Below are 17,038 nucleotides of genomic sequence, written 5' to 3' on the forward strand. Positions count from 1 at the left end.
TAAACGTCACTGAAAGTGAGCCTACCCCCCATAACGCCAGAAGTAAAGAGCCACTGGGGGGACGGAAAATTTGCTTTGCGTGGCTTGAGAGAGTTAGAATATCGGGATTAGGAGTACCCTTATGATTGCAATGATTGCTACAGCCATAATTGGAATTGTCGCCGGTGGTGGTTTGGGCTGGGCCTTGCACAAGTTTCTAAGAGCGCGCACCCTGCGCCTGGCCCGTGAAGAAGCCCAAGACATTATCGATGAAGCTCAGCAAGCCGTTGAGCTTCGCAACCTGGAGGAAAAAGAACGCATCCAGGAAATTGAAATGGAACTTTGGACCAAAGTGGAACCCGAGATGCTAAAGGCCGAAGGGCGCATCGAGGACTTGCAGGAAGTGGCCAACGAAAAGAAAGCCAAAGCCGACGCCATCGTTCAGGAAGAGAAAAAGAAACTGCAAGATCGCGAAGCCGATGTAAAAACTCAAGAGCAGGCTTTGCGGGGCCTGGAAGCGGAACTGAACAAGCTGAAGGAAACCCAAAAGACACTGAATCAGGAGCTCGTCACAAAACTGACCGAGCGTCTGGGGACCTCTGCAGAAGATTTCAAAACTCAGTTGAAAAACCAGATGGAAGAGGAATCTCGCCGTCGCGCCGCCCGCATCGCCCAAGAAACCGAAGCTGATGCCAAGGAGCACGCCGAACAGGAAGCCAAGCGCATCTTGAGTCTGGTGATTGATCGTTTTGCCCGCCCTTACTGCGCTGAGCGCGGCATCGGTGCAGTGAACTTCCCCGACGCCCACATCCGCAAACTCTTCTGCGATCCGGCTGGCAACAATATCAAAGCCGTTCAGGAAGCCTGTGGTTGCGATATTATCGTGGAAGAAGGCATGGATATGGTCGGTGTTGCCGGCTTTGACCCTGTTCGCCGCGAACTGACTCGCCGTACCCTGGAGCGCATCTTTAAGGAAAAGAAAAACATCACTCCGGATTTCATCAAGAAGATTGCTGAAAACCAGAAGAAAGAACTTTTCAAAAACATCAAACACGATGGCGATGCTTTAGCAAAAGAGCTGAAGCTTGAAGGTCTTAATGCCGAAATCCGTCAGATGATGGGGTCTTTGCGCTATCGCTACTCCTTCACGCAGAACCAGTACTTCCACTGCGGTGAGGTGGGTTGGCTGGCAGGCCTGATGGCTGCGGAGCTGGGTGTGGACATCAAAAAAGCCCGTCGCGTGGGGATGCTTCACGATATCGGTAAATCCATGGACCACACAGTGGAAGGTGGACACGCCGTGATTGGTGCGGACTTCATTGCTGCTCGTGGAGAAGCTCCGGATGTGGTTCACGCCGTGAAGGCCCATCACTTTGATGAGCAGCCTTCCACAGACCACGCCTTCCTGGTGATCGCAGCCGATGCGGTGTCAGGGGCGCGTCCTGGGGCACGTCGTTCCACAATTGAATCTTACAACCAGAAGGTCTCCGAGCTTCAGGATATTGCTCGCAGCTTCCCTGGTGTCACAGATTGCTTCGTGCTGAGTGGTGGCCGCGAGTGTCGCGTTATGGTGAATGGCAAGAAAGTGGACGACACACAGGCCATGGATCTTTCCCGTAAGATCGCCGCGCGCATTGAAGAGGAATGCAATTACCCAGGATCAATTAAAGTGGTCGTGGTGCGCGAAGTTCTTGTCACTGAACAAACCAGAAAAGAACTTGCGTAATCTGTACGTGAGTTCTTCCTGCATTTTTGCAGACCTTCCATTAAAATCCCTTCATGGTAGCTCTTTTAGAAGATTCTCAGATCTACTTCGGTTCAAATAATCGAAGTAGGAGCTACCGCAAAATCGTCCCACTCTGTGACAGATGCGCTTTTTGTGAGCTCCCCGATAACAGGGAGAATACTCATGGTGCTAGAAACAAATCTCGAAAAACAACGCACACCCCGCGTTCTAGTGATCGATGATAGCTTGGATTCCGTGAAGCTTATGTCTCACATCCTGGATCACTACAAATGCGATGTCACGATGGCATTCGACGGTCAAGATTCCATCCCACTTCTTGCGAATAGACATTTCGATTTGGTGATTCTGGACTGGCAAATGCCACAAATGGGTGGCCGTGACACTCTCCTGTTGATGGATCGCCTTCTGACAGAAAGAAAGGTTCACAAGATTCGCAAACCCATTCCGGTGGTGATTTACACCGGTCACAGTGAAGAAGAACTGGATCTGCCGCTGGTGAGAAACTTCACTTACATGGGCTTTATCAACAAGCGCCAAGCCTTCAGTTCTATGATGAGATCATTTAATTTTATTTTGCGTTCTATCTAAGGGAACTTGGGAACGCATGCAAAAGGGGCTTTTGGGCAGGATGTCCGAAAGCCCCCGAACTAAGCCTTACGGCTTTGCGCAGATGCCCTGACTCTGACAGCGCAACATCTCCGTGCGGTACTGGTGCATCTCTTTCAACGTGTAAGCCAGCTCCACATCAAACCCCGCGGAGGCCGCACCCTTCTGGGCGATAGAGAAGAACTCTTCCACGTCCTCGAATAATTCACGTTCAAACACCTGCTGACTTGAGGTGGACCGGAAATACAAGGGCTTGCTGGAATTGTTATGTTTCATGAAGCGTGCTCTTTGATCCATGGCCTTTTGCAAGCCACCACGAATGTCCTTCCAGCACTTCACTTCAGCAACTTTGATCACTTTGTTCTGCTGCAGATCCAGGATCACAATATCCAGTTCTCCAATGGTGCGTGAACCATCTCCATAGGCAATACCGACTTCCACCTTGTATTGCGGGAAGGGAAACTCTTTTTGCATATCCAAACGAGCCACCTCTTCACAGATGGCTCCTGAATCTTCATAGCTGCGAGGGATATTTTTGAGTTCTTCGAAATCCTGGGCCCAATCCGCGAAAGCAGAGGAAGCCAACAAAAGAAGCAGAGATGTTAGCAAGGTAAACTTTTTCATAATAAGCCTCCATAGTCGGACATTTACGGCGTCCGGTAGAAACGCGACCCCTTATCGGTCACTTATACGGTTGATATTGGACCTTTCATGCCTTAGCCAAGACAGAAAAGGCAAATACAATGTCCTCAAGTTTTGCGACACAGCGCGCACAACCCCACAAGATTGGCTGCATTGCCCCTTTGCGAAGAAGCTCGCAATACGGTAGATTATCGCCCTATGGATCCTGACCCTTACCCGAAAACGTACCCCTTTTTTATCCCTGCCCCCTTGTTCCAAGGAGGCTCCTGTGACTGAGTTTATTGTTGTTGCCGCCTGCTTATTTGTGAATATGCTGCTTTCCGGATCGGAAATGGCTTTCGTCACCGTCAATCGTCAACAGTTAAAACGACTGGCACCAACAAACAAAAATGCCCGCCGTCTGCTTAGACTAAAAGAAAATCCGGAAAGAACCCTTTCGGTCATTCAAATTGGTATCACATTGGTGGGAGCCATTGCCGCCGCCGTCGGTGGTGCTGGCGCCGAGGAAGCGTTAAGTCCCTGGTTGATGGAAGCCTTCAGGTTCTCTGAACAAACTGCCGAAGCCATTGCTATTGCTATGGTAGTTCTGCCAATCTCTTATTTAAGTGTGGTTGTGGGCGAGCTTGTCCCGAAAACACTGGCATTGCGCAATCCTTTATCCATTGCACTGTGGACGTCCCAGGGATTGTATCTTGGTGAAAAACTTCTGGCCCCGGCCGTCACGGTGCTGGAATGGTCCACCAATGTCGTCTTGAAGCTATTCACCTTCGGTCAGATTCATCCAGGCCAAAAAGAAGCGCACATTGAGTTTGAAGATCTTCCTCAGCAGACCAAGCAATACGTGGTGAACCTGGTCAGTGCCGATAAGAAAATGGCCCGGGAAATCATGCTGCCGTGGAAAGATGTCATCTTCGTGCGCAAATCAGATTCTCTGGAGGACGTTGAAACGATCATCATGAACTCACGGCATACGCGTCTGCCCGTTCTGGAATCCGACGGCGAAATTGTCGGTCTGATCAACACCAAAGAGTTTCTGACCGCCCGTCGCTATGGCGAATCGGAATGGCAGAACCTGATCCGGCCGATTCTGCGCTTTAAGTCCTTTGAGCCTTTGTTCCGAATTCTTTTAAAAATGCAGGAACAAAAATCCCACATGGCCATCATCTACGACCAGACCACACCCTCCGGGCTTGTCACCATGGAAGACATCTTTGAAGAAATCATTGGTGATGTCTTTGACGAGGATGATGACGGTCTGATGAAGAAAATTCTGGCGTCGAAATCACGCCGCCGTCCCATCTAATTTTGTGGATACGGACGCCCCTGAGGCCACCAGCATGGCGGGGGACTGCAGGTATTTCTCTGATCACGAAGACAAATAGCCCCCGCAACAACCGTATCCACACGGCACTGATAGATGGGGTACGCGTTGGGCGCAAACTCCTCCACGGAGGGCGCCTTCTTCGTCAATGAGACCGGCTCATAAGGTGCGAAACCCCACTTCTGTAAAAACTGAAAAGTCTGAAGACCCGCTTCAAGACTCAATTCGCAGGCCTTGGACTGTTGGCAGAGCTGACGAACTTGGAGTGATATCTGTGGACGGTACTGTGGGTGTCGCTCCAGAAAGTCGGCCACACATTTGAAAGCCGCAAAGAAATCCGATGGCCCTTCGGCTGTGATATTCTCGCCACTATCATTGGTCTGTCGAGGTTCGCCACCGATCAGGTGTCCCAGTTCATGGCACATAGTGAAAGACAGAATCGACGTGTTCATTCCGGGGGCCCGCAAAAAACCGCCCCACAGTCCGATATAAAGCTCTTTGTCTGTGTAGCGGGCATGGGCTGTGTAATACGGATTATCCCAGGAAACAGACACCGTCAGGTCCCGGGTCTGACCACTCAGGCGAGGCTCTGCATAGGCCAGAAAATCATCACGCATCCTAAGCACCACATCCTCTGTGATTTGCGAAGCCGGCTGCCCATCACCGTCTTTAAGCTCAAAGTAGCCCCGCTTGATGTGGGTCTGCACATCAGGATCATTCTTTGGATCCATCAAATCAACAGCCACCACCACACAGGAAAAGAACAGAGACATCAAAAAAGGTAAAATCCGCATGCGAAACAAAATACCATTTCATCGCGTCGGCATCTAACACGACGATCGAAAAAGGTAACTTTTTCACAATATTCAGGACACCAAACTTCCAACTTACATATATCGAAAATGCCTGGGGCCCTTGATCCCCGGGCGTTCTTTATCTTCGAAACACATTCAGAAGTTGGTCTTTCTTTGAACGAACAATCTTTTGATTTTTATAGATCCCCAGATGGCCCGTCATAAAGTAGGCAACCCAGCAGGCCAGAAGAGCATAGGGCGCAATCTGCCAGCCGAAAAGTTCACAGGCCATGATCGCGCAGGCCATGGGGGTATTGGCGGCAGCACCAAACACCGCCGCAAACCCCAACGCCGCCAGCAGTGGAAGCCCCAGGGGTAAGACACCCGACAGCGCACTTCCCAGGCTGGTGCCGATAAACACCAGGGGGATGAACTCCCCGCCCTTAAATCCAGATCCAATTGTCACACCCGTCAGCAGCGCCTTTAAAACCGGATCCCACCAGGACAGTGATTGATGAAAAGCTTCCTGAATGACCGGAATTCCCAGGCCCGCATAACGATCACTCCCCTGCCACCAGTAAAGCAAAACCAAAAGAACGCCGCCGACAAAAGGGCGCCACATCGGACTTTTCACAAAGCGTTTTTGCAAGGACTCCACCGCGTGAGTAAATCGCATGAAGACATTGGCTGCGATTCCAAAACACAATCCTGCCACCAGCACCCACACAAAAGATATCGCACTGTAATTCAAATCCGTTACCGGAGGAAAAATGGAATGTGGCGCCCCCAACCAGCGACAGAAGAAGTGCGCCACAAACGCGGCCATCAAACACTCACCCAAAGCAAACAGACGCAAGCGTCCCACTTGGATCACTTCCAAACCAAACAAAGCTCCTGCCCATGGGGCCCCAATCGCCGCACTGAAACCCGCCCCTGCTCCGGCAATCAGCAGGACTTTTCGCTCTTCTTTACTGATCGAAAAAAAACGCGACAACTGATCCGCCAGCGACGAGCCCATTTGCACGGCCGTCCCCTCGCGGCCCGCCGACCCACCAAACAAATGAGTCAAAACCGTTCCCAGAAGAATCATCGGTGCCATTCTTAAAGGAATGATGTTCTGCGGGTCGTGGATCTGCTCCAGTATCAGCCCGGTGCCCTTTTCAACACTTCGTCCATACAAGTGATAAAAAACACCCAACAATAATCCCGCCAGAGGCAAAAACCAAATGATCTGCGGATGAAGCTCTCTCCAGCGAGTGGCACGATCCAAAGCAAAAAGAAACACTGCCGCCGCAGCCCCCGCCATCACACCGGTGATGGCGCTTAAAATAATCCGCTTCAAAAGATTTTTTGCTCTTGGTTGAATCATGGCTTCAACTGCTGCAGCGATTTTCGATAGCGCTCAACGACCCTCGGGGCGTTGGCAAGAATCCATTTTTCGACCTCAGCAATCCCCTGTTTGGCAAACTGCTTGTGGTGCGCAGCCAGGATACCAGCTTGCACAAGCATCACCGACTCCAGTTCCTTTTTGGACAACTCACCAAGATCCAAAGAGTCCTTCGTTCGACTCCGCACCAGGAAGATAGTATTTCCCACTGACGCGATATCGTAAAACTCCGGACTCTGCCCCCAGATATACTTCTTAATTTTACTCAGACGCTCGGTCGCATCCCATCTCGGCTGCTCCCAAGTCCCATAAGAGGTTCCGGCCTTATGAAACTCCTTCAATTCAAGAATTTCCTGTACGTTGTCTTTTTGTGACAGCAGCCAGTATCTTTGCAAACCCCCGCTCCCCCCGGTTGTGCGATGTATTTTTACGATATCTAATAATTGGACCCTCGCAAAAACAGGCAGATCTTTAAGATTAGTCAGCCATGTTTTTTTCTCGGACTCTGACATCAGCACATAGTCTTCAGACTCTTTAAAAGCACCTGCATGAGTGTATCTGCGCAGGATTTTTTCACGCCGCTTTTTCAGATTTGGAACCAACGACGAATCCAGATGTCTTGCCAATTTTTTGCCGGAAAGAACCTGACTGTATTCCAGGGCCGCTTTTTCCAGCAACCCCCGATCCTGAAACGCCAGCTCCACAGAGGCAAAATAACGAAGTATATCGAACTCAATAGGACAGACCCCGCTGTCATCCAGGTCATTGAAAACATAAACGGTTTGACCCGAGATACTCATAAAACCGAAATTTTCAGGATGAGCATCCCCCAAACAAAGCACCAGACTGGAAGAAGAAACATTCTGTGCCAAATCCTGATAATAGGTGTTCACAAAAGACCGGAAGAACATCAGGTCCCGCTCCAGCGAGCCTTCCAATTTTTCCTGGAAAGCCTTATCTGACAGATGTTGATAGGTCTGACGAAACTCAGAAAGAGCAATCAAGTCGTCTTTGAAGGAGATATTCACCAAAGTGGCATCCACCGACTTTGCCGGCTTGCGCGATACTGAAAAATCAGAAGAAAGAAGCCAGGTTGCAGGACTTGCCGCCACTTTGGCCGAGGCCAGATCCGAAGCCAATCCCAGAAAGACAGAAACACCGACAGCAAAGATTCTTTTCATACATTCAGGATAAAACAAAACCCCCAAGAAATCTTGGGGGTTTTTGTGTTTTTCAGAATTTTAAATCTGATTAAGAGTGGCGGGACATGTACTCTTCTTGAGAGAAGTCATCCACCAGGATCGCATCGTAACGAACAGCATCGGACTCCTGGATCAGCTTCAACTCATCCTGAGTGATGACGTTCTTTTCACGAGCCTCATCCAGCAACAAGTGAACTTTCTTCTTCGGAAGAACGCCTTCGCGGATGGCTTTTTTCACTTTCTTCTCTGCAGCTTCAGACTTGTTCACAACTGCGAACGCATGCTCCAGACGACCCAGCGCCTCGTTGCGGTCTGTTGGAAGATAGATACCGTCAGACAGACGCTCGCGGATGCCGCCCTCTTTCAGCATCGCAGACGCAATACCGTGAGACCAGCCGTCAGAGGCCTGAGAACCGATAGAGTTGATACGAGACCAAGCCCCGATCCAGCCCTTGAAGAACCAGCGAAGACCCGGGATTTTCAGGTTATCAAAGATACCATCGAAACCGGCCTGGATGTTCGCCATACAGCGCTTCAGGTTGTAGTGTGCAAAGGCCAGATCCTCTTCACGACGGCCTTCAGCCTCGAAACGACGAATCAAAGCAGTAGCCATATACATGTTCGCCAAGATATCCGCGAAACGACCTGTGATTTTTTGTTTTGCTTTCAACTGACCACCCAAAACACCCATTGCCACGTCAGACAAAAGGGCAAAGGTTGCAGAAGTCCAAGCCAGACGACGAGTGTAAACCTTCATCTGAGGGTGAACATCCGGAGTGGACGCCAGGAAGCCACGAGAGCAGGATAAAAGAATCGCACGGCAAGTGTTTCTCACAACGTGACCGATGTGGCCCCAGAAGGCTTTATCGAAGCCTCTCAGGTCGCCTGCTTCAGCTGTTTTAACTTCAGCGTAAGCAAACGGATGGGCACGAAGAGCCCCTTGACCGAAGATCATCAAAGTACGAGTCAGGATGTTTGCCCCTTCCACCGTGATACCGATCGGAGTTGCAATATAGATTTCAGCAAGAACGTTGCGAGGCCCCATAGAGATACCCGCACCACCCATGATGTCCATCGCGTCGTTGATCACCTGACGGCCCATCTCTGTGGCATAGTACTTCTGCATCGCTGTGATAACGCCCGGTTTGATCCCTTTATCGATCGCCCCCAGGCAGTATCTTCTCATGGCTTCCAACTGATAAGCCGCAGCCCCGATGCGCGCCAAAGGCTCTTCAACACCTTCGAAGCGACCGATAGACATACCGAACTGACGACGAACCAAAGAGTGTGCGGAAACAACACGCGCCGCCAACTTCGCGCCACCTGTTGCCTGTGCTGGCAAGGAGATCCCACGACCTGCAGCCAGACACTCCATCAACATCAGCCAGCCTTTACCAGCGTTGGCGATACCACCAATGATGGTTTCTTCTGCGTCAACGATAACGTCTTTACCTTGAGTTGGACAGTTGTAGAACGGAATGCCCAATGGATCGTGACGGCGCCCCAGAACAACACCCGGTGTGTTTGCTGGGATCAGACCTGTGGTAATACCTACGTCTTCACCCTTACCCAAAAGATTTTCAGGGTCACGAAGGCGGAACGCCAGACCAATCGTTGTGGAGATCGCAGCCAGTGTGATCCAACGTTTGTTCCAGTTCAATTTGATTTGCAATTTACCATCCGGACCTTTGAACAAGACCCCTGTGGATGTAATAGATCCGGCATCAGAACCCGCAGTCGGCTCTGTCAAACCGAAGCACGGAATCTCTTCCCCCGTTGCCAGACGAGGCAAGTAACGGTTTTTCTGCTCCTCGGTTCCATAGTGTGCCAACAACTCTGCAGGCCCCAAAGAGTTTGGAACCATCACAGTGATTGCTGTGGACAAAGAACGAGAAGAGATTTTCATGATCACTTCAGAGTGTGCCAGCGCGGAGAAACCCAGACCGCCGTACTCTTTAGGGATGATCATACCCAGGAACTTTTCTTTCTTGATGATGTCCCAGGCTTCTTTAGGGATGTCTTTGTCTTTATGAATTTTCCAGTGATCCAGAACGGCGCACAGTCTGTTGACGGGACCATCCATGAAAGCTTGTTCTTCCGCAGTCAATTGCGGATAAGCTTCTTTCAAAAGATTGTCGAAATTAGGATTTCCCGAGAAAAGGTCTTTTTCAATCCACACAGCACCGGCATCCAGAGCCGCTTTTTCCGTGTCAGAGATTTTCGGAAGGAACTGCATCTTCTTCATGAACGCCAGAAGACCCGAGGTGATCAGCGCAGCACGCAGTGGCGTGATCAGGAAGATGATCGCCAGCACTGCATACACTGCCAACAACCAAACCGGCGCACCGAAGCCTGCCAAAATGGCAGCCAAGGCAATCGCCCACACGATCAGAGGGCTGCTAAAGAAGCCCACAAACAACAGAAGAACGACAGAGCCTAATACCCAAAGGCCCGTGTAGCTCTCCAAAAACATTCCATAGAATGAGCTGATAGAATCCACGATGAATCTCCTTTTATTGAAATACTCAATAATTAGAACCTTTAATATGAGCATGCGCAAGTGATTCAGGCCCGATATCTATATGTAAACAAAATATGAGGAGAAATATGAAAGACGCTTCGGTGACAGAAGGAAAAACTGTCGAATGTGCACCCGGAGGTGGAAATAAAAAAAGCCCTCTTGCGAGGGCTTTCATCAACTTAAGTACTAAGTCCTAAGACTAATTACTTAGTTTCGCCAGCTGGAGCTGCTTCAGTAGCTGCAGGAGCTGCTTCTGTAGCTGCTGGAGTGCCCTCAGCAGGAGCTGCTTCAGTAGCAGTTGCTTCTGCAGCAGGAGCTGTTTCAGCAGGAGCTGCTGTCTCAGGTTGATTTTTAGAGCAAGTAAAACCAGTTGTGAAAGATAGTGCAAGCAAAGCTGCTACTACGATTGCTTTCATTGTTGATCCCTTCGTTAATTTATTGCGGACCATGCTGACGCCATTGCCAGCAGCGGATCTGCATTTTTGTTTCAAAACTCGACTAAGGCCTAAATTACACAAAAAACGGCCCGCTTAGCAATCGAAATTTTGCAAAATTATTTTTGGCAACGCGAACACCAGAACGTGTTTCGACCACCCAGAATTTTTGACTTTACCTGTTGCCCGCAAGTCACACACGGCTCTCCGTCACGACCGTAAACCCGAAACGTCGTCTGAAAATAGCCGCTTTCTCCGGTGGCTTGAGCGAAATCACTAATGGAAGATCCACCCGCTTTGATGGATTGAGATAAAATTTTTTTAATCTCGCCCACCAAAGCCGACGCTTTCTCTAAAGACAACTTCTTTGCAGCCAGCGTAGGTTTAATCCCCGCCGCAAACAAGGCCTCACTGGCGTAGATGTTCCCAACGCCTACCACCACTTTCTGATCCATCAGGGCGACCTTCAGAGCGACGTCCTTACCGCGCAGGCTTTCCCACAAAACGGCCCCGGTAAACTTCTTATCCAACGGCTCCGGCCCTAAATTCACAAGCTTAGGATGCTCCAGAGGGTTCTGGACGAAGTCAAAACAGCCAAAGCGGCGCGGGTCTCGATAAGCCAGGCGCAGGCCGCCGGAAAAATGCAGATATATATGATCATGAAGGCGCTCATCCCCCGGATTCGCCACTCGCCAGGTGCCGGTCATCCCCAAATGCGACAACATAGCCCCTTTGGGCGTCCACAGCAGAAGATACTTTGCCCGACGCTCCACAGAAGTCAGCGGCTCCCCCACTAATGTGCTTATTTTTTTAGCAGGAATGGGCTCGCGCAGATCCGGACGCTTCAACTCCACTTTTTCCAGGATGGGCTGCTCTTTTAAGATACTTTCCAGTCCGCGACGGACGACTTCGACTTCGGGTAGTTCAGGCACGATTCACCTCATTTGCCGGTCTGATCTTATCATATTCTGATAAAATCCCCCACGAGCGTTCTAAGCTTTAAGACTCGGTCCAAGAATACAGACTGAAAAATCCGCTTTTCGGACACCCCCCGCAAGCTCGCAACATATTGATTTTAATAACATATTCAGATTCAAGCCCGCCCCCCAAGGACCAGGCACCAACCTTGCGATAGGGGCTCTCTAACAAACACACCCTACCAAAGGAAAGGTCCTTTATATGAAAAAAGCCCTGATCACTGGTTTTGCCGTTCTTCTTTCTGCCCACACCGCACTTGCCTGGAGCATCAGCATCGGCGGCACCACTATCAAAGGTGATGATCCACAGATCGTCAAAGACGCTGAAAAAACCGTTAAGAAAACGGTCAACGAAGTCGCCAACGGAGTCCGCGACGTCTTTGCGGTCGTCGGCAATGCCACCGGTCTGACCGATGTGATTGACTCCAATACCGAAACCTTCACTAACATTGGCCGTGGCTACGCGTGTATGGCCACTTTCTGCTACAGCGAAGAATTAAGAAAAAAACAACTGGAAGAAGCGGAAGCCGAAGCCAAAAAAGAATACGATCGCTACGTGGCCGAAAGAGTTCAGGAGTATGAAAGCTCCAGCAAACAAGAACGTCGCCAAGCGGCCCTGAACACCTGGAAACTGACCGAGAATCGCTACAATATCCTGAACGAGAGATCCAAATTGATGCATTCAGAGTTGGAAATCCTGCGCGCCTTCTTGACTGGCGTTTTCAAAGAAAATGAGTTCAGAAAAAAACTGATGGAGAACAAAATCACGGGTCGTCCACTCAAGGACCGCGAAATGGTTCCACCTGCCACTGAGTTCGCAAAAAACTACAAACAAGACTACAAAGGTGCTTTGAATAAACTCAACCAGGACATCGCAAATCTTCACCAAACCACCCAGCGCAGTCATTCGGCACTGATGGCAGAATTCCTACGCATCGTTGAAGTTGACGTTCTGGTCGACATGACAAAAGTCGCTACCGCGCAAATCGAAGGCCTGCAGAAGGAATATCAAGCTTTACAATTGTCTGTCATGGAAATCGCCGCCGATGCCCAGGCAGCCCGTAACGCGTACGAGCAGGAGCAATACTGATGAAAACCGTGAGCGCATTTTTGTTCATCATTTTTTTCACAAATATGGCTCACGCCATGGGAGACCTTGAGCGCGGCATCCTATTCTACTCCAATGCCTACTCTTTCGGAACGATGCTACCGGATATCGAAGGTCGCATCGCCGTTAAAAAACTGGAGTACGAAAAGAAGAAAGTCGAATTCAAGCAGCAGCTTGAGAAAAACCGTCAGAAGCTGCGCAGGCAGTTCCTGTACACCGAAAAGACCCGACAACAGGAATTCCGGTCCTTTCTGGTGGAACAACAGCAATTGGTTCAAAACAAAAACGCCTCTTTCCATGAAACGGTGACACTGGTGCAAGAGCTCTTTCAAGGCATCGTCTCCAAAGAAGAGTTGGCTGCAGAAATAGAAATTCGCCGCACTCAAGACCCCGACTTCGCCGCTGACTGGGAGGCTCTGCTTAAAGACGCTCAAATACACATCTCGACAGAGCAACTGAGTATCGAAGCGACGGAACATCTGCTCTTCACTGCCCTAGACCTGCAGTCCACTCTGGAGGCGATGATTAGAAACATCCAACTACAAATTGAAACTGTGGATTTGGATCTGCAACTGCTGGAACAAAAGCTAGGAACTTTACCATGAAACGCCTGATCTGCTTCTTCTTGTCCTTAGCCATTCCGTTGCAAAGCTTTGCTGCGCATGTGGCCCCTTACACTGTGATTGATATTGAAAATGTCGTCGACACCCCCCTCCAGATGCAATTCACCATTCCCGGGGGAACCGCAGACACCTATGAATTTCAGAAAATGTATTATTTGTACTCCGCTGGTCACTATTACACAGCCATCTATCAGGGAAAAGATGCCGACGGAAAAACTCGCTGGAGCAACGTCAATCGCAGCGCACCTCCTGAAATGGTCGTTCAAGGGGATAATAGCACTCCGGTTCAAACAGGTCCCCCAAGTGGGGACGAAGCAGATCCACATTCCAAGGGTGGCGGTAGTGGCGGCGGCAGTAAGCATGATAGCGCCATGGGATCGGCTATTCAGACCGGCATTGCTCAAGCTATCTACAAGGGTCTGATCTTCACTCCGGAATTTGAAGCGGAAATGACAAGACTGAATCAGGAGATCACAGCCAATCAAGAGCAGACCTACAAGAACTATGAAGCCCTTCATAACTCCTTGGCTCAATCCCAGGAGAAATTTGAGTTGGCTTTGGTGAATTTTCAGAAATCTTTGTCCGAAAACACGCTGCCAACAACAAACTTTCAGTACACCTCACCAGATCCGACTTTAGTGAGCGAACTGCAGAACATTGAAAGTATCCTGCGCTCGGTTCGCACCAGTGATCCTGCCCGCCGTGAATCCCGGGACTGGGGTCTTCGTCTGGTGCGCCAGTCTGACCAAGCTTCAACAATGGGCGATGCTGAATCAGCCGAGGCCTTCAGAAAATATTCGGAAGTCTTTGCGGACCTGGCTATCGGCCTTGATCCCATCACCGGACCTCTGCGCGATGTTTACGAGGCCTTCACTGGAAAAAATCTGGTCAATGGGAATATGCTGGACAGTTTTGACCGCACCTTCGCAGTGCTTGGAGCCTTGAGCTTCGGCTTTGGTTCCAAAGTTGGAAAAGGTCTTAAGATCCTCAACAAAATTAAAAATCTGGACTTCATGCGCGCGGCCACTAAAACCGAAGCCGTAGTTCATCATATCGAGCGTAATGTTCCACAAAGTCGCGCTGCCTATGAACGTTATATTCGGGACCTCCGAAAATCTATGAATCGTCCATTGATAGTGGACTCCCGACTAGGGAAATTTGTCAATGACTGGTACTGGAAAAACACTTCCACCATTGGCAATGGCAGTACTGCTGCGGCCATTCGCTTGGAGCGTATTGAAAATATCCCCGTCAAGGGCAGATTTCACACACAAAAAGGACAAGACAGCCTTGTCTATTTTGAAAACTGGCTAAAGAATAATCCAGAAGCAGTGGCCAGTGATCGCGTAGCGGTTGAGAATATGATTCTGGAGCTTCGTGATGCCTTGGAGGGGCGTTTATGAAAACCAACAACGAATGGGTAGAATTAGTTTTAGCACATCTTAAAAAAGGGCAAGAACCCCTGCACGAGTTGATGGATCAAGCTGTGCAAGAGCAAATCGAAATGCCGGAGCGGCTGTGGGTCTATTTTGCCCTGAGTGTTCTAATGGGTCATCCCGAACAAACACGTTGGGACCTATTGATGGCAGAAATCGAAACTTTGATTCAGGACGAATCTCAAGGGGACCTGTGCGAGATAGTTTATCAGGATATTCTGGAAACTTTCGCCAATGCCATTTCCAATCAAACCTTTGAACATACCTGGATCACGCCCCATATCGGCCCCCTGTCCCGGGACTATATTCAAGCCTATGATAAATTCATGGGTGGCAAAACCCCGGGATTCTAAAAATCCTGTCCGAATTCCAAGACTGAGGACGCAGCAAACCCCTCAGTCTTTAATTTAAGCTATTGTTTTTATTAGACTTTGCCGCCACTCCCCCAGACTCTCCTTTGTGTCCGCCCCTTGCAATAAGACCGGACACCACAAAGGAGCTTCCCATGAACAAATACCTAGTTTCCCTTTTCTGCTTAACACTGGCTGCTTGCGCGCCGACACCCGAAGAAATCAACGATATTAAAAAATCCTACTCGAAACCACAAATGGGCTTCTCAGGTCTTGTGACCGTTCAACACTCTGAATTTAATGGAACCTCTATTCATCTTCCCCAGCAAATCTCTGTGGAGTTTGAACAGGAAGCGGCCACGGGGAAACATTTGTCCCTGTTTAAATCCCCGACCCGTCTTCTTTCATTAAGTTCAAATGAGGACTTTGTTTCCATCGGCTGCAACGAAAGCACGGATATTGAAAGTGTACCGGCCAATTTGAATGTGGATACTCTCAAAATCTGCGGCCGCCACCAGATCGCCCACAACGCCCTGAACATCACTGCCAATACGATCATTTTGGATTCCGCCATTTTGGAATTCATTCCCACCCAATCCCAACAAGGCAGCAATCGCATCACACTTACTTCCAAAATATTTTGGGTTGAAGGGAAAAACAACATCACTCTTCAAGGAGCCAAGATTCCAGGCGGTCGCGCCTTGCCACCGACATTGAATCTGGATGCTGGAATGGTCACCGGCCTTGGCCACCTGAAGGTTCTTTCCAAAGCCAATATTTTTTCCGTGAGTATCAAATGAAGAAAATTCTTGTCGGCCTGACTGCCCTTCTGATTTCAGTTCAGGCCTCGGCCGCAGAAAATTCGGCTCTGCAATCGGTCCTGGAAGCCATGACCCGGCAGTATCTGGAAAGCTATGTGCGGTCCACCGTCATCAAAGAACTGGAAGAATATGCTGGGAAAGCCCTGGCTCAAGATCTTTCGGGCCAGGTTTCAACAGTTCTGGCTGCAGTTAATCTGGTCGACAACGTAAAACAATACAACGAAGCCGAATCCGAAAGTGAGCGATACCAGGCCTTCTCCCAAGCCGTTGCCAACGCCGTCACCCTGATTCCTGCGGTGGGACCGGCAATCGGCGCCCTTGTGCAACTGGGCGTTCTGGCTCAAGGCATGAGCGCGGCTTTGATTTCAAAAACCTACGCTTTGGAAACAGCAAAAATGATTGCTGAAATCACAGCTATTGAAAAAACCACTTCCGAAATGATTCTGGCGGAGTATGAAAAAGAAAAGGCCGCCTTTACGATACTGATTGCAAGATCCGAGGCACTGACAGCTTTAATCAATCAAAACTCTGTCCTGATCAAATCGCAGTGCTATGGTGTCGACGACATTCTGGTTCCCAATCCCAAAGAGTGTTTGAAAAGTGCGCTGCTTCATAAAAACCTGTTCTATACACAAATGCAGACCATGAATCGCATTGTGAATTTTCAAGGCCGTTTTATTATCACGGCCACCGGAGTTTCTCCGGAAATGCGTGAAAACATGAGACAAATACTCGCCGTGGCGGAGGACGGATTCAAAAAAATTCACAGCGTGATTCTACAAAACATTCAATCCCTCAATGAAGACCGGATCGTTGCTTTACGAATCAAAGCCTCCAGCCGGGCGCGCATTTATCGCTGCGAAAGATTGATCGCAAAAGAACTGTCCGCTCTTTTAAAGGCCCGCGTAGAAATGGAAAATGGTGGTGAGGATATTGTCTTTGCGGAAATGTCTTTACAGGAAAGTCAGCAAAACCTGACGGAACTGACCGAGCATACCTGTCAGGACACCCTTCCCAAAATGGCCCCCGAGATTTTGCGCATAATGAACGAGCTTGGCTTTTTCGTCGGCCATAGGCCTTAGGCGGATCC

At 49.6% G+C, this 17,038-nt stretch carries 16 protein-coding genes and 1 riboswitch; of the genes, 9 read left to right on the forward strand and 7 right to left on the reverse strand.

What is annotated here, in order from left to right; genetic code table 11:
* Positions 1–121: 121 nt before the first annotated feature.
* Together ACZ50P_RS09600 and ACZ50P_RS09605 are read left to right on the forward strand one after the other, a co-directional pair.
* Positions 122–1,705: an Rnase Y domain-containing protein gene (locus tag ACZ50P_RS09600; RefSeq protein WP_464130807.1), complete on the forward strand. Its 1,584-nt coding sequence runs from the start codon at positions 122–124 to the stop codon at positions 1,703–1,705.
* A gap of 183 nt (positions 1,706–1,888) precedes the next feature.
* Positions 1,889–2,314, forward strand: coding sequence for a response regulator (locus ACZ50P_RS09605; RefSeq protein WP_262551933.1), 426 nt, complete (start codon positions 1,889–1,891; stop codon positions 2,312–2,314).
* A 66-nt stretch (positions 2,315–2,380) separates the two neighbouring features.
* Here ACZ50P_RS09605 and ACZ50P_RS09610 read toward each other — a convergent pair whose 3' ends face one another.
* Positions 2,381–2,956: a hypothetical protein gene (locus tag ACZ50P_RS09610; RefSeq protein WP_464130809.1), complete on the reverse strand. Its 576-nt coding sequence runs from the start codon at positions 2,954–2,956 to the stop codon at positions 2,381–2,383.
* A riboswitch (purine riboswitch) is annotated at positions 2,949–3,046 on the reverse strand. (Overlaps the previous gene by 8 nt.)
* A gap of 196 nt (positions 3,047–3,242) precedes the next feature.
* Here ACZ50P_RS09610 and ACZ50P_RS09615 point away from each other — a divergent pair.
* Positions 3,243–4,277: a hemolysin family protein gene (locus ACZ50P_RS09615; RefSeq protein WP_464130811.1), complete on the forward strand. Its 1,035-nt coding sequence runs from the start codon at positions 3,243–3,245 to the stop codon at positions 4,275–4,277.
* Here the strand turns inward: ACZ50P_RS09615 and ACZ50P_RS09620 are convergent.
* From ACZ50P_RS09620 to mutM, 6 genes are all read right to left on the reverse strand, one after another.
* Positions 4,274–5,068, reverse strand: coding sequence for a hypothetical protein (locus ACZ50P_RS09620; RefSeq protein WP_464130813.1), 795 nt, complete (start codon positions 5,066–5,068; stop codon positions 4,274–4,276). The two genes, ACZ50P_RS09615 and ACZ50P_RS09620, sit on opposite strands and share 4 nt — an antisense overlap.
* Before the next feature lie 160 nt (positions 5,069–5,228).
* Entirely contained in the window at positions 5,229–6,458 is a 1,230-nt protein-coding gene (locus ACZ50P_RS09625; protein ID WP_464130815.1) for a chloride channel protein, read from the reverse strand.
* Positions 6,455–7,657, reverse strand: a complete 1,203-nt coding sequence (locus ACZ50P_RS09630) for a DUF2252 family protein (RefSeq protein WP_464130816.1) — start codon at positions 7,655–7,657, stop codon at positions 6,455–6,457. The genes ACZ50P_RS09625 and ACZ50P_RS09630 overlap by 4 nt, the downstream gene beginning before the upstream one ends.
* Before the next feature lie 70 nt (positions 7,658–7,727).
* Positions 7,728–10,178, reverse strand: a complete 2,451-nt coding sequence (locus tag ACZ50P_RS09635) for an acyl-CoA dehydrogenase (protein WP_464130818.1) — start codon at positions 10,176–10,178, stop codon at positions 7,728–7,730.
* Positions 10,179–10,402: 224 nt separating this feature from the next.
* The gene (locus ACZ50P_RS09640; protein ID WP_347356590.1) at positions 10,403–10,615 is read right to left on the reverse strand and encodes an acylneuraminate cytidylyltransferase; all 213 of its coding nucleotides are present in this window, start codon (positions 10,613–10,615) and stop codon (positions 10,403–10,405) included.
* Between the two features lie 137 nt (positions 10,616–10,752).
* Positions 10,753–11,565 carry a bifunctional DNA-formamidopyrimidine glycosylase/DNA-(apurinic or apyrimidinic site) lyase gene (gene mutM, locus ACZ50P_RS09645; protein ID WP_464130819.1) on the reverse strand — a complete coding sequence of 271 codons (813 nt, stop codon included), beginning with the start codon at positions 11,563–11,565 and terminating at the stop codon, positions 10,753–10,755.
* Positions 11,566–11,812: 247 nt separating this feature from the next.
* On the opposite strand from mutM, the gene ACZ50P_RS09650 reads away from it, so the two are divergent.
* The 6 genes from ACZ50P_RS09650 (at position 11,813) to ACZ50P_RS09675 (ending at position 17,030) form a co-directional block, all read left to right on the forward strand.
* The gene (locus tag ACZ50P_RS09650; RefSeq protein WP_464130820.1) at positions 11,813–12,700 is read left to right on the forward strand and encodes a hypothetical protein; all 888 of its coding nucleotides are present in this window, start codon (positions 11,813–11,815) and stop codon (positions 12,698–12,700) included.
* Positions 12,700–13,323: a hypothetical protein gene (locus ACZ50P_RS09655; RefSeq protein ID WP_464130822.1), complete on the forward strand. Its 624-nt coding sequence runs from the start codon at positions 12,700–12,702 to the stop codon at positions 13,321–13,323. Before ACZ50P_RS09650 ends, ACZ50P_RS09655 begins: the two co-directional genes overlap by 1 nt.
* On the forward strand, positions 13,320–14,744 hold the full coding sequence (locus tag ACZ50P_RS09660) for a pre-toxin TG domain-containing protein (RefSeq protein ID WP_464130823.1): 1,425 nt from the start codon (positions 13,320–13,322) through the stop codon (positions 14,742–14,744). The genes ACZ50P_RS09655 and ACZ50P_RS09660 overlap by 4 nt, the downstream gene beginning before the upstream one ends.
* On the forward strand, positions 14,741–15,130 hold the full coding sequence (locus tag ACZ50P_RS09665) for a hypothetical protein (protein ID WP_464116993.1): 390 nt from the start codon (positions 14,741–14,743) through the stop codon (positions 15,128–15,130). The genes ACZ50P_RS09660 and ACZ50P_RS09665 overlap by 4 nt, the downstream gene beginning before the upstream one ends.
* Positions 15,131–15,282: 152 nt before the next feature.
* Complete coding sequence (locus ACZ50P_RS09670; protein WP_464130824.1) at positions 15,283–15,927, forward strand: hypothetical protein; 645 nt, start codon at positions 15,283–15,285, stop codon at positions 15,925–15,927.
* Positions 15,924–17,030, forward strand: coding sequence for a hypothetical protein (locus ACZ50P_RS09675; RefSeq protein ID WP_464130825.1), 1,107 nt, complete (start codon positions 15,924–15,926; stop codon positions 17,028–17,030). Before ACZ50P_RS09670 ends, ACZ50P_RS09675 begins: the two co-directional genes overlap by 4 nt.
* The last annotated feature ends 8 nt before the right edge of the window (positions 17,031–17,038 follow it).

This window comes from Bdellovibrio sp. CKG001 (assembly GCF_055397465.1).